This window comes from Prevotella nigrescens (genome assembly GCF_031191185.1).
Classification (GTDB): Bacteria; Bacteroidota; Bacteroidia; order Bacteroidales; family Bacteroidaceae; genus Prevotella; species Prevotella nigrescens.
The window spans coordinates 2007245-2021327 of record NZ_CP133465.1 but is presented as its reverse complement, the minus strand read 5'-3'; the positions used below and the strand labels follow the sequence as shown (position 1 = coordinate 2021327).

The 14083-nt window shown below is 42.6% G+C and carries 11 protein-coding genes; 5 read left to right on the top strand and 6 right to left on the bottom strand.

The genetic code is table 11. From position 1 onward, the window contains the following. Positions 1 to 61 precede the first annotated feature (61 nt). Entirely contained in the window at positions 62 to 457 is a 396-nt protein-coding gene (locus RDV52_RS10835) for an FMN-binding protein (protein ID WP_004363984.1), read from the top strand. A gap of 486 nt (positions 458 to 943) precedes the next feature. Here the strand turns inward: RDV52_RS10835 and RDV52_RS10830 are convergent, their stop codons facing one another. Next, positions 944 to 1957 (bottom strand): aspartate-semialdehyde dehydrogenase, encoded by a 1014-nt coding sequence (locus RDV52_RS10830; RefSeq protein WP_004365510.1) that lies wholly within the window; start codon positions 1955 to 1957, stop codon positions 944 to 946. 175 nt (positions 1958 to 2132) lie between these two features. Here RDV52_RS10830 and RDV52_RS10825 point away from each other — a divergent pair, with 175 nt between their 5' ends. Genes RDV52_RS10825 through RDV52_RS10815 form a run of 3 tightly spaced genes read left to right on the top strand, consistent with a single transcriptional unit; the run spans position 2133 to position 5816 of the window. Further along, on the top strand, positions 2133 to 4253 hold the full coding sequence (locus RDV52_RS10825) for a cation:proton antiporter (protein WP_004365511.1): 2121 nt from the start codon (positions 2133 to 2135) through the stop codon (positions 4251 to 4253). Positions 4254 to 4257: 4 nt separating this feature from the next. Continuing rightward, entirely contained in the window at positions 4258 to 4935 is a 678-nt protein-coding gene (locus tag RDV52_RS10820) for an ABC transporter ATP-binding protein (protein WP_004365512.1), read from the top strand. Between the two features lie 23 nt (positions 4936 to 4958). Further along, positions 4959 to 5816: a CvfB family protein gene (locus RDV52_RS10815; RefSeq protein WP_004365513.1), complete on the top strand. Its 858-nt coding sequence runs from the start codon at positions 4959 to 4961 to the stop codon at positions 5814 to 5816. 388 nt (positions 5817 to 6204) lie between these two features. Here RDV52_RS10815 and RDV52_RS10810 read toward each other — a convergent pair whose 3' ends face one another. Further along, the gene (locus RDV52_RS10810; RefSeq protein WP_115098595.1) at positions 6205 to 9162 is read right to left on the bottom strand and encodes a leucine-rich repeat domain-containing protein; all 2958 of its coding nucleotides are present in this window, start codon (positions 9160 to 9162) and stop codon (positions 6205 to 6207) included. Positions 9163 to 9394: 232 nt separating this feature from the next. Between RDV52_RS10810 and RDV52_RS10805 the strand changes: the two genes are divergently transcribed. Further along, the gene (locus RDV52_RS10805; protein WP_147278306.1) at positions 9395 to 9619 is read left to right on the top strand and encodes a hypothetical protein; all 225 of its coding nucleotides are present in this window, start codon (positions 9395 to 9397) and stop codon (positions 9617 to 9619) included. A gap of 387 nt (positions 9620 to 10006) precedes the next feature. Here RDV52_RS10805 and RDV52_RS10800 read toward each other — a convergent pair whose 3' ends face one another. The 4 genes from RDV52_RS10800 to RDV52_RS10785 form a co-directional block, all read right to left on the bottom strand. Next, positions 10007 to 10987 (bottom strand): acyltransferase family protein, encoded by a 981-nt coding sequence (locus tag RDV52_RS10800; RefSeq protein WP_004365517.1) that lies wholly within the window; start codon positions 10985 to 10987, stop codon positions 10007 to 10009. Between the two features lie 186 nt (positions 10988 to 11173). After that, positions 11174 to 12439 carry a leucine-rich repeat domain-containing protein gene (locus RDV52_RS10795; RefSeq protein WP_004365518.1) on the bottom strand — a complete coding sequence of 422 codons (1266 nt, stop codon included), beginning with the start codon at positions 12437 to 12439 and terminating at the stop codon, positions 11174 to 11176. Positions 12440 to 12525: 86 nt separating this feature from the next. Further along, on the bottom strand, positions 12526 to 12951 hold the full coding sequence (locus tag RDV52_RS10790) for an HU family DNA-binding protein (protein ID WP_004365519.1): 426 nt from the start codon (positions 12949 to 12951) through the stop codon (positions 12526 to 12528). Between the two features lie 127 nt (positions 12952 to 13078). Then, on the bottom strand, positions 13079 to 13954 hold the full coding sequence (locus RDV52_RS10785; RefSeq protein WP_004364300.1) for a hypothetical protein: 876 nt from the start codon (positions 13952 to 13954) through the stop codon (positions 13079 to 13081). Positions 13955 to 14083: the final 129 nt, after the last annotated feature.

Below are 14083 nucleotides of genomic sequence, written 5' to 3'. Positions count from 1 at the left end.
TTTGCATACGAGAAAACAGACAATTAAATTTATCAATAATCAGTAAACAATAGAAATAAAGATGAAAAAACAGATTTTATCGTTCGCAGTTGCAGCCTTGATGACTGCCGCTTTTGCTTTTGCAGCAGGCAAAGACGACAATGTAATGTGGAGGCAAAGCGATGGCACTTATGTGGTAAACACAACGACATTAGCAAACAATGTACGTGGTTTTAAAGGGGCTACACCTGTTGAAGTGTATATTAAAAATGATAAAATAGTAAAGGTTGTGGCACTGAAAAACCATGAAACACCTCGCTATTTCGAACAAGTAACCTCTAAGATGTTACCGAAGTTCGATGGAAAACGCGTTTCTAAGGTAGGTTCGGTAGATGGTGTCAGCGGTGCAACATTCTCGTCAAGAGCAGTGAAACTCAATGTAGAAGCTGCTGTAAAATATTATAAGGCACACAAGTAAAAACATTTCTGCACCTGTTTGGCAAGGAAACAACAAACAATGCAAGCAGCATTGCAAGCTTTTAAGTTCTGCAATGCTGCCTCTTTATGTACAATATTATAGACGATAAGTTTGCTGCCTCTTCTTTTTCTTATCTGTTAAAACGTTCGTTGTTGAGGCATAAAGAATATACAAATAGCTGATTTTCCCCATTAATCAATATTTCCTTATGTAATGAGGTTACTGTCAGTACATTATAAAACCCACTGTTTTGCCGCATAAAAGAGCCTGTTTCGCATCGCAAAACAGGCTCTTTTACATAACGGAAATGTAGCTATCGTGTTCTAAAAGGAAAATTCAGCGAAATGAAAAACATTTCTATCATATTCGTTCAAGGCTTCTATAGTCTCTTGAGAACATCAAACTTCTTGCTTCTAATTTGCGGTATCGCACACGTTGGCAATGCAGACAAAGTCTGTTATCTATACAGATAGCTACGGAATTATCCTATTTCAGGTTGCCCACCTTAATCAAATATTCTGCAATTTGCACGGCATTGAGTGCTGCCCCCTTGCGTATTTGGTCGCCCGTGAGCCAGAGTGTCGTGCCGTTCTCGTCGGCAAGGTCCTTGCGAATGCGCCCAACGTAGATGTCGTCTTTGCCTGCGCTCTCCAAAGGCATGGGGTAAACGTAGTTTTGTGGGTCGTCTACAAGTGTAACACCGGGTGCTGCTTTGAGTGCCTTGCGTATTTCGGCAACCTCCAAAGGTTTTTCTGTTTCTATCCAGACCGCCTCCGAATGGCTGCGGAGCGACGAAACGCGCACGCAAGTAGCACTGGTACGGACATCGGAATGCATGATTTTCTGCGTTTCGTAGAACATCTTCATCTCCTCCTTTGTATAGTCGGTTTCCGTCATCTTGTCTATTTGGGGTATCACATTATAGGCTAATTGATGCGGGAACTTGTTGATGGTTTCAGCTTTGCCCGTCTCAATAATCTCCTTATATTGCTGTTGTAGTTCCTGCATCGCTGCTGCGCCAGCCCCGGAAGCACTCTGATAGCTGCTGATGCGCACGCGCTTGATGTGGCTTAGCTTCTCGATGGGATTCAAGACCACTACCATCATGATGGTGGTACAGTTCGGATTGGCAATGATACCACGCGGACGAATCAGCGAATCTTCTGCGTTGATTTCCGGAACAACCAATGGCACGTCTTTATCCATACGAAACTGGCTCGAATTATCAATCATTACAGTTCCATACTTGGTGATAGTGTCGGCAAATTCAGCCGACGTGCTGCCACCTGCACTGACGAAAGCGATGTCGATATCCTTGAAATCGTCGTTGTGTTGCAGAAGTTTTACTTCGTGTTCTTTACCCTTGAATGAGTACTTTTTACCTGCTGAACGACTTGAACCGAAGAGCACGAGTTCGTCTAAAGGGAAATTTCTTTCTGCCAATATGCGGAGGAACTCTTGTCCTACAGCTCCGCTGGCACCAACAATTGCTACTTTCATATCCTTGTTTTTATAATTTTAATAGCGCAATGCACCGTAAGACTTTTGTTCAGACGTATAATAATGATGTGTAAACTTGCGTTGCTTGCGGTTGCAAAAATACAAAAAACTCTCTATTTTCACTACTCACCCCATAACTTTTTGCTATCTTTGCACATATTTTACAATAGCAATTATGTTCAGAATAGCCCAATATTTCCCTATAACCGACCCTACATTGATTTTCTTTGTAGTATTGATGCTTATTCTATTGTCGCCTGTTATCATGGGGCGACTGCGTATTCCGCATATCATTGGAATGGTTTTGGCTGGTGTTTTGGTGGGCGAATACGGATTGAACATACTGAAACGCGATGCTTCGTTCGAGTTGTTTGGCAGTGTCGGGCTTTATTATATCATGTTTCTTGCTGGCCTTGAGATGGATATGGAGGGACTGAAGAAAAATAAATGGCGTGTTATGCTGTTTGGCATTCTCACATTTTGTATTCCTTATGTGCTCACCTTCTTTATGGGAATCTATTTGTTGCACTATTCGGTTACGTCATCTTTGTTGCTTGGTTGCATTATGTCGTCGAGCACGCTCATTGCTTATCCTATCGTAGGACGCTATGGTCTTTCCCAGCATTCGGCTTCAACGCTAAGTGTTGGTGGCACAATGGTGGCATTGTTCTTGGCACTTTTTGTTATGGCAATGATAGTAAACTCGTATCAAGGCGGCAGCGGTGGCGTGTTCTGGCTGTGGTTCATGCTTAAGTTTGTACTCTATTTGGCTGGTCTTGTTTACTTTGTTCCGCGCCTTACCCGGTGGTTTCTGCGCCGTTATTCCGATGCTGTAATGCAGTTTCTCTTCGTTTTGGGCGTGCTGTTCTTTTCTGCAGCCTTGTCCGATGCCATTGGCTTGGAGGGAATCTTCGGTGCTTTCTTCTCCGGATTAATATTAAATCGTTTCATTCCGCGCCTTTCACCACTTATGAATCATATAGAATTTACGGGTAATGCGCTTTTCATTCCTTATTTCCTGATAGGTGTGGGAATGCTGATAAACGTGCGCTCGCTTTTCGAGGGTACGCACATTATTTGGGTAGTGCTGTGCATTGTGTTCTTCGGAACGGTGGGAAAGTCAGTCGCAGCCTATTTGGCAGGCTTCCTGTTCCGCTTGAAGCGAGAAATGTCCGATATGCTTTTCGGCTTGACAAGTGCCCATGCAGCAGGCGCAATAGCCATGGTGATGGTGGGATTAAAGCTCGAAGTTGCCCCGGGGGAGTTCCTTTTCAACGACGAAGTGCTGAATGGTATCGTCATTATGATACTTTTTACTTGCATAATATCGTCGTTTGTAACCGAGAGAGCGGCTCAAAAGATTCGCTTAACAGAAAAAGAAGAACCCGAAATGGTGCGGACAGACAACGATGAACGTATTCTTATACCAGTGAAATACCCGGAATATGCAGATAATTTGCTCTCTTTGGCAATTATGATGCGCAACGAAAAGCTACGAAACGAGCTTGTTGGATTAAACGTAGTGTATGATGATGTGAACGCAACAGTGAATCAGGAAGAAGGACGGCGCTTGTTAGAACATCTACAGAAGCAGGCAACGTCTGCCAATGTGCCGATGGTAACGCAGGTACGCATAGCTGCCAACATTGCCAATGGTATAAAACATGCCTTCAAAGAGTTTCAAGCATCGGAAATAGTAATGGGTCTGCACGCCCGACAGGCTATATCGAAAGGCTTTTGGGGACAGTTTACGCAGAGCCTGTATAACGGATTGAGCCGACAAATAACGATTGCGCGCATTGTGCAACCACTGAATACAATTCGCCGAATACAAGTTGTTGTGCCTTCGCGAGCTGAGTTTGAACCTGGCTTTTACCGTTGGTTGGAACGAATAGCACGCTTGGCATCGAACAGCGATTGCCGTATTGTATTCCACGCTCGCCAGGAAACCATCGAACTAATTACGGTATATCTTCGCAATCGCCACCCCAATGTGCGGGCAGAGTATGCAGAAATGAAACATTGGAACGAGCTTCCACAGTTGGCAACTGAGGTAGAAGACGACCATTTATTCGTGATTGTCACGGCACGAAAGGGCACAATATCTTATAAGAATGCGATGGAGCGCATTCCAGAAGAAGTAAACCGCTTCTTCAAGAGCAAGACGCTTATGATAATATTCCCCGACCAGTATGGCAACCGTATGGACGGAATGACGTTTGCACAGTCGCAACACACCGAAGAACGCAGTGCTTACGATGTAGTCCGTGATTTTATGCAAAAGAAAATAAGATAGAATTATGATAGAAATAAAAGGTGTTACTAAGAGTTTTGGTTCGCTGCAAGTGCTGAAAGGCATTGACTTGCGCATTGAGAAAGGCGAGATAGTGAGCATTGTCGGACCTTCGGGAGCAGGCAAAACCACGTTGCTGCAAATTCTTGGTACGTTAGATAAGCCCGATAGTGGCTCTGTCGTAGTGGACGGCATAGAAACCAGCACACTATCGACTAATAAACTAAGCGAGTTTCGCAACACGCATCTTGGCTTTGTGTTCCAGTTTCACCAGCTTTTACCAGAGTTTACGGCAATTGAGAATATTATGATTCCTGCTTATATTGCAGGAATGAAACCCAAAGAAGCACGCAGCCGTGCCGAGGAACTGTTGGCATTTATGGGTCTGAGCGACCGTGCGACCCACAAACCCAACGAACTTTCGGGAGGGGAGAAGCAGCGTGTGGCTGTAGCAAGGGCATTGATGAACAATCCTGCCGTAATTCTTGCCGATGAACCGTCAGGTAGCTTGGACTCGAAAAACAAGGAAGAACTGCATAAACTCTTCTTCGAATTGCGCGATAAGTTCGGACAAACTTTCGTCATCGTTACACACGACGAAACGTTGGCTACACTAACCGACCGCACCATACACTTGAAAGACGGACGCATAGTGGGAGAGGGCAGCGAAGCCAGCGCAATATAATAAAGTAAGAAAGGAAATAACAAATGGCAAAACTAAAGATAGGCGATTACAATACGCTGACTGTATTGAAAGTGGCATTGCGCGAAGGCAATGGCGACCCATTCGGATTGTATCTTGACGGTGGTCGTGCAGGCGAAATATTGATGCCTCAGAAGTATGTTCCCGAAGGCGTTTCGGTAGGCGACGAACTACGTGTCTTTGTGTATCTCGACCAGGAAGAACGCCCCATTGCTACAACCGAGCAGCCACTTGCCGTAGTGGGCGAGTTTGCATACTTGGAGTGTTCGTGGGTAAACGAGTATGGTGCATTCCTTCATTGGGGCGTAACGAAAGACCTGTTCTGTCCGTTCCGCGAGCAGAAGAAACGTATGCAGATAGGCGAATCGTATATTGTGCACGTATATCTTGACGAAGAGACCTACCGTTTGGTAGCATCGGCGAAGGTGGAACATTATTTCGAGGAAGAGAAACCAACGTACAAGCAAGGCGAGGAGGTTGATTTGATGATTTGGCAAAAGACCGAACTCGGTTTCAAAGTCATCATCGACAACAAGTATCCTGCCCTTGTTTATGGCGACCAAGTATTCCAATACGTCCACACGGGCGACCGTATGAAAGGTTATATTGCGACAGTTCGACCAGACGGAAAGATTGACTGCACGCTGCAACCAACAGGGCAGCAATATGCAAAAGACTTTGCCGAAGTGCTTCTGCAATACTTGAAGGACAACGGTGGCGTGTGCAACCTTGGCGACAAAAGCGATGCGGAAGATATTAAACATCTCTTTCATGTGTCAAAGAAAGTCTACAAGAAAGCCGTCGGCGACCTTTATAAGCGTCATCTCATTAAGGTAGAACCGCTTGCAATCCACCTTGTGTAGTACCTAAAGCCACTACAATTTGTAAAGGAAAACACAAACGAGAAACGATACCTACGCTTTTGTGTTGCAATAGCGGCTCTTTTGCAACGCAAAACCTACGCTTTTACGACGTAAAACAGCCGCTTTTACACCGTAAAATAGTCGCTATTGCAAACCTTTGATAACCAAACAGTTAATCGAATATTACTTTTATGTGAAATCTTTACGCTTCTATCGTCTTTTACTTGCCTATAAAACAGATGATTTCCATTAAGTTTCTGTTGTACGAAAATGGTGTAAACTAAACATTATTCGTAGCTGAATGGCAGCCAATAGTTGTACACACAATATAAAAGGAGAGATGTGGAACCATTCCACAACTCTCCTTTTATATTTGCTTGACAAGTGCTTAAAGCACGACTTTCGTCGTCGTTGTATTGTTGGTAGCATCGTCGGTGCAGCGAACAATGCAAGCTCCGTCAAACGGAACACTTATGGTAGTGTCTTGATGGGTAAGATGTTGTTGTACCAAAAGCTTTCCGTCGAGTGTGTAAACACGTATGGTGGATTGGGCAAACGGGCTGTGTATGCGCAACAAACCTTCGCTTGCGACAATGGAGAGTGTGTTGTCGGCATTGGCATTGTCTATTCCGTCGGTGCAGCCACTGCCGTCTCCTTCCACATAAACCTTCCAGTTCTTCTCCGTTGCGATAGAGGTTTTGCTTGTCAATGCGGCTTCGTCCTTCTTTGTACCGTTGTATAGATTATACTTTTTAGGCATTGTTGGCAATGTTGGCAGCTGGTTGTAGAGGGTGTTGAGCTCGCAGGCAGTCATACCATTGGCAGTAATGCCGAGTTGTTTAAGGCTCGGACATTCTTTCAAATTCATATTGTGGAGTTGGTTGTAAGAAAGTTCTAATTCTTCCAAACTGCTCAAGCCCTTCAGTTCAACTTTTGTTAGCTTGTTCGTTCGTAGGTTGATGACTTTCAGCGCAGAAAGGTTTTCGAATGCGATGGCTTCAAAACCATTCTTGGAGAGCAGTGCTTTTTCTAAGGTTGAATTGTTTTCGGGGAATGCAATCGTGGTGAGCTTACACTCGGTTGCGTCTAATAATGTTATTTCCTTGTTATGCGAAAGGTCGAGCGTTGTGAATAGATTTTTGCCACACCATAGTTTCTTCAAGCCTTTCAAAGGTTTCAAGTCGATTTGGTTTACTTTGCAAGAACTGAATCCAAGTTCTTCCAAGTCCTTGTTGTTCTCCAAGTTGAGCGATGTGATACCTGCGTTTCCTTTGAGCATAAGAAACTTTAGCTTGGCAAGTTTCGATAGGTCGATGCTTGTAAGTTTGGTTTCCATAGAGTACAAAGAGAGCAATTCGGGTGAGCTTACCTTGAGCGATGCAATGGGGTTGCCTGAACAATTAACGTCCTTGAGTTGGTTGAATGCTGTCAGGTCGAGGCTCGTAAGTTTGTTGTTTGTGCAAGAAAGCTCTTCCAATGGTGTATCTTGCGGAATGGTGAGCTTGTCGATAGCACATTCGTTGGCTATGATATGCTTTATTTTATGGCAGCTGCTTAAGTCTAATTCTGTGATGCGCTTCATACGAGAGCAGTCCACGTATGTAAGATTAGGGCACTTGCTGACATCTAAATCTGACAGGAAGTTTTGCGAAGCCACCAGTCTGATGAGGCTCTTGCAGTGCGAAAGGTCAAGCTCCGAAATGGTATTGCTGCCGAATATCTCAAGATTTTGCAGTTCGGTGCTGTGGGTTAAATCGAGTTCCGACAAGTAATTGTAAGCAGCTTGCAGTACTTCCAATTTTGGACAGTTAGCTACATTCAGCGTTTTTAGCTTGTTAGCCATACAGTTCAGCTTCGTAATGTTGCCCTTTATCTTTAGGTCAGCACCTTTTATGTCTGACTTTATCTCACTGAAATCAGTACCAAGTGTGTAGTTTACCTCTACGCCGTCGCCCCAGTCGATAGTAATAGGCGTGTTAGCCTCTTTCGCAGCGAGGGCAAAACTGATTTCGCCAGATGCTTGTGCGGTCGTCATAGTAACCTCGGCAGGTTGCTCGTTGGTAACGTTTATGCCGCAAGACTGAAGTACAGAAGCCAAGTAAGGCTGCTCGGTGCAAGGGTCTATGATGGAAGCAACGAGGCGATACTTGTCAGCTTCGAAGTCTTCGATGGCAAACGGTTCGGTAGCAAAGGTGTATGTTCGGTCGTTGTTCACCTTGAGTTCGTAGCCTTCCACTGGGCTAATCATCTTTACGAACTTATTATACACGGTGCCGTCGGGGATTTCCACGTAGCCGTCTTCATCGGTTTCAGGGATAAAGTTGTTCTCTACGAGATATACATTCATACGCAAACCCTTTGTTTCCTGTTGCTCGGATACCTGACCGGTGATGTTACAAACAAACTTTCCATCGCTGTTCCTTGTTACAGAAGGAGTCATTTGCGCAAAGGCAGGACCGTAGAAACCACGTTGTAGCAAGTATTCGTAAACGTCAGTAACCTTTGAACTAATCTTCATTGCGGGCGAATAGGTGCTGAGGTCTTCCAGCTGTGTGTGGTTGTTCAGTGTTCCGTATGGTGTCATCAAGTTTCTGTTCACCATCATTCTTGGCATTTCGCCAATCTTATACATCTTTGCCAATTCGTTTTCCTGTTGGCTTGCCTTGAATGTTGCTTCCCCGGCTTGGCTCACGAACGTTACCAGCTCGTAGCGGTTCTTCTTCTTTGTTTTGTGCTGCAAGGTTACGATGCTTGTTGCAAGTCCACGATAAAGGTCGTATGCCTTTTTGTCGGTAGGGTCTGCAAATACCTCTACATAGTGTGTCGGCATGCGGTAGGTTCCTTCAACAAAGTATTGACGGAAAGGTTTTACGCGCACACCCATATCTACTTCCATACCATTTACCTTGTAAGGCTTTATGGTAATGATGTGTGGGCGTGTGTCGTTCGGAGCTTCGAACGAGATAAAGCCCACACCGTCTTCCATCGACTGTCCCGGAGCGAGCTGAATATCGTTGCGTGTCTTGTACTTGACATTTGTTCGGTCGTTGTCGAACCAATATTCAAATTCCACCGTATTGATGGTAGTGTTCGACTGATTGTCCATATAGAACACATAAAAGATAGGTGCGTAGGGTTCTCCCACCTTCTGTGGGAAATAGTTTGCTCCATAGAAATCGTCAAACTCCAACCCTTTCAGTTCCGGAGGTAAATTTCCCATGGGTGCTTTTTGTTGGTTCAATCGTAGCTTCTTGTACGTATTTTCCAGTGTTTGAGCCTTGGCAGGCATAGACAGGAATAATGCCGCAAGCAAGAAACCGATTACATGTAAATGCTTTTTCTCCATATTTCCAATAGATTATAGTTATTAAATAGGGGAGTAACTATTTTGTTAAGGTAAGGCAGCCGACTCCCTTTCACTGCCTTCTGTATAGGTTCTTAAGTGTAATCAACACTGATGTAATAGTATTGCAAATATAATTATTATTTCTCACAAACGGAAATATACACTGAAATTATCGTATAAAGAGTACATATTCGGTTTTAAGGTAACGTGAGTTCGATGAAATAAAGACGATATGGCTTCAGCAATATTCCTCTTCCGAATAAGTCCTGAAGTCGTAACTCCGTTGCGCCAATTGTCGCTACGGGGTTACGGCAATCGTCGCTTCGGAGTTACGGCAATCGTCGCTACGGAGTTACGGCAATCGTCGCTACGGGGTTACGGCAATCGTCGCTACGGGGTTACGACAATCGTCGCTACGAAACAGATAAATACAGATGCTCCCAAACACCGTGAATAGCGGTATTCTGATGATTGAAGAACGATGAAGTCGTGCATTGGCAATTCGCTGAACTTACGTTAAAGTATAACCTTATTTTCGAAAGACAAAGCGTCTCCTTCGAAATGGAAATCTGTCTGAACTCTTGGGGGGGTAAACTAAAATTTCCGGAACTCGGACAAGCCGAATTCCGGAAATATAGAGTCAACTATAGAGTAAACATTGCACTTCTATCTTGAATATTTAGAGAATTAAATACCCCATAGTTTATTCTTATGTTAATACGATACAGAAATGAAGGTGTTGTTCCTTAGATATCAATTTGCATTAAATAGTTGGTAATGCGCATCAAATCACTTTTTCTTGTCAATCCATCAGTATATTTTGTTCTTGTTACTTACTATATACTTATTCTTTGCTACTGTTGAAACTGGGTAGGGCATGTTTTCGTCCGAATAGGAATGGTGAAAGATGCAGCAGGTCTAAGACTTTGCAGATGCCAAGACTACCGATTACACAGATGGGTAACGAGATGCAAAGAAACAACAAGCGTGTTGAATCGAAAGATAAATAGGGAATAAACACTTTGCAGCATAATGTGAATATGGGCGAGAAGATGTATAGAATCAAAGAGTTGCGTCCTAAAAATAACAGTATTTCTTTCGATTTAATTGGGACGTATGGAAACACAGTTAGCAAGAAAGAAAACACGAAATAGACTATCATAACACCTCCTATCGTTGCTCTGTTAAACGTTGAAGGGTAGAAAAAGAAGATTGCCAAGACTACAAGCGACCACCACGACCTACGGAATATGGTAAGAAAGGAAAGTGAACTTTGACGAACAAGAACACCAACAAGGAAATACATTGCACAAGCAAGCGAGATTATACCCGATTGAGCAAGGACATAATAAGCTATTCCTAAGATTATAAGGCGTGAAAAAGCTGAGGCTTTTGCCCATCGGAAGACAGAAAAGTAAAGCGTTCCACAGATTATCAGAGTGTGAAGATACCAATATGGACCTAACGGATGTAGGCACAACCTATCGAGTATAACCTCTACAGTCAATATCGGAATATGGTCTCTTACAGGCAACAGCGATGACATAACAACATATCCCACCTCCATAACAACGTAAGGTACAGCAAGCCACAATACCGTCCGACCATAACTTTGTACCGGTTTATTCACTTTCGACAGATAACCCGATATAATCAGGAAGCCGGGCATGTGGAAGGTATAGACGAAACTCTTCAGATAAGGATAGCCATCACCGATATAGGCAAGATGAAAAGTTATCATTAGGAGAATGAACAGTGCCTTGAGAAAATCCAATTCCTCAATTCTTTTCTTTCCTTCTTCGCTTTGATTAGATGGTATATTCATATTGTTACAGTTGCTTTTATTGTGCAAAAGTACTTATTTTCAGGCTATTTGCCAAACGAATGTTTTGCATAAGGTGATAAGATTATGGTGTCTGGATAAGCAAATAGTGGTTGTTCTGAACTTCAAAACAACCACTATAGTTGAACTAAATAAAACCACCAGTATGTGTTATGTGTATGAAATAACTTACTTAACGCATACTTTCTTACCGTTTACAATGTAGATTCCGTGTGAAGGTTGTATGTTGTTTGGCAAGCGTTGTCCGTTAATAGTAAAGATAGTTGCCTGTGTGTTGCTGCCTTGACTAATTAGTGTGCTGATACTGGAAAGGTCGTGTTCTGATATTCTGGTAAAGTCTTTCCATTGTTCAGCCTCAGCATATTCAGTTCTGTGTCCTTTAGGAACTTTCAGCTCGCATACCACTTTATCAACACTCTCAAAGACTCCAGCACCCATGGCTGCACCTGTTAATGGTGTATTGCGAAGACAAGTGATACTCTTTAGTTGTTTACAGCCATCGAAAGTGTACATTCCTATCTGTTCTAAACTTGCAGGAAGCGTTATTTCGCTTAATGTTTCGCAACCATTAAAAGCCTCTGCCTCTATAGCTTTTAAGTTATCTGGCAATTTAATGTTCTTTATTGCTGCGCAGCTACCGAACGCCCAAGTCTGGATAACCTCTATGGTAGAAGGTAGCACAACGTTTTTCAAAGCAGTACATCTGCTAAACATATATCGTTTAAGTTCGGTGATGTTTGCTTTGATAGTGGCTTTCTCTAAACCGGTGCAATTATAGAAGGAGAAATCTCCAAGATCGGTTATATTATCAGGTACGGTTACTTCATGCATCTTAATGCAATGACCGAAGGCAAGCATACCAATTTTCTTCAATGTAGATGGGAAATTGATGGTTTTAATTTTGTTACACATGAAGAACGATGCAGCACCAATCTCTACTGTCCCTTCAGGAATATCGTAGTTGGCTGCCCGCATATTTGGGTAAGCAATCAGTTTGTCTCCATTCTTATCAAAGAGAACTCCATCAATATCTTTTAGCACGGAGTTGTCTTTATCTACTGTGATATACTTCATTCCTGTGCAAGAAAGGAAGACTTGTTCGCCAAACTCGGTTACACTGGCAGGGATAGATACTGATGTAACTTTATTACAGCCTCCGAACGAATTGTCAGCAATGCCAGTAACAGTATATTGTTTGCCTTGGTGGTTTATATTGGCTGGGATTGTAATATCGCCTTCAATAGGGTTGTTGTACAATGTTCCTGTAGCCTCTACAAGTTCGTCCATTTCTGTAGTAACTTGTACATATTGCTTTGTTGCATCTGTAATTTTGTAAAAGAGTTTGCCTTCTTTGAAGTCATAATTCTTTTGTTGTGCGCATATCTGTAAGGCTACTGATAGCAGGAATGCTATAATGGGTAAGGTTTTCCTCATAGTTGTTTTTATTTTTGCCACTTGTGTGGCGATAGTTTCTTTTTAAGCGTATTCTTGCAACTTTTTCTTTAAGAAGAGGAGGAATGTTATTCTTCCTCATCTTCAGGGTCAGCCCACACCACTTGTACGCCTGATGCGAAGTCTTGTGTGCTTTTCCGAGTCTTAGGGTCTCGGCGACTTGCTGGCAAGAATTTACATTTCACTCCTTTTACATTCTTTTTAATGTCGAAGTCTTCTTTATTTATAACAGGATCGCTCTCTACTGTCAGATGAAATCGTCCTAATCCGTCGAGTACAACGGTGTTGCCAAGACTTAGATTATAACTAATTTCATCGACTAATGCCATAATAATGCCCGTAACTTCTCCGCGTGTGAACGATGTATTAGCCTGAATAGCTGCTGCAAGGTCGGCTGTCGATGTCTCTCCGTTGCTTACAACCCGTGCGTGCCATTTACCTCCACGATTGGCTTCTTTAAACTTACTTTGTTGTAGTCTGATACTTATTGCCATAAAGCTCTACTTTGTTAGTTTCGTTTTATTTTGTTTGCAAATATACTGAAATTATATTGCAAAAACAATAATGAAGTCAAAAAGCAAAGACCAATGCACTGACGCTTTGCTACGAGAGATATTGTTTTTACTGTTTTACCACTTTCTTATTGTTAATAATGTATATGCCTTTTGGCAATTTATTTAAGTTGTCAGATACACGAACTCCACTAAGTGTATAGGGATTTTGATTGGTCGTATTCACAATTGGCGTATTGATGGAAGCTGGATCTGGCGCGATAGTTACCCAATCTGTTACGACCTTATTGTCTTTTCCAAATAATGTGTAGTAAGTATATTCACCATCTTGAAACTCTTTCCAATATGTACCTGCAGGTCCAGTAACATCACAACCTCTGAACTCGGGCTTATTATCCCATACCCAACTGATGCTACCAGCATATTGATCATCGCTCATACCTTCGCCTTTGACGCGTACATTGCAATGGTTAAATATCCAATAGCCGTCACACAGTCCGTATTCTCCTGCACAAACTTCCAAAGTACAATCATTCACGGTGATAGAACCTCGATTAAAGATGCCTTTCTGATAGTCTTTATTACTTGCAGTCGTTGACGCATTTATTATAAGGCTACCATTACCCGTGAAAATAATACTATTGTCCCTACCATTCCATAATCCTACGCTCTTCTCCGCAGTAACAGAGTTGTTGCCAATGAGATGAATAGTTAAACTTTCACCAAGATTATAGATGCCTATTCCATAAATAGTCTCTGCTGTGTTATGGATAGTTACATTGTCGAGTGTAAGAGTTTTGGTAGCAGGGTCATACTTAGCATTTCCCTTCACACCATCAATAACAGAAAGGTCGTTGCAGTTGTCAGAGGTAACTTGTGCACCGGCAATTATTAGTTCATAGTCTTCTGTCTGTGCCTGTGCCAGACCTGTCCACATTGTCGCCACTATGACGAAAACGAACGTGAGTAATGCTTTTTTCTTCATAATTATCTTGTTTTAATAATGAATAATAAAATGAATTATTCTGTTGGCTTCAATCTTTATATGAACAAAGTGTCTTGTCAGGCAAGTATAGGATAATAGAAAGAGCAGCACTCCGCACCAATAAAAGAT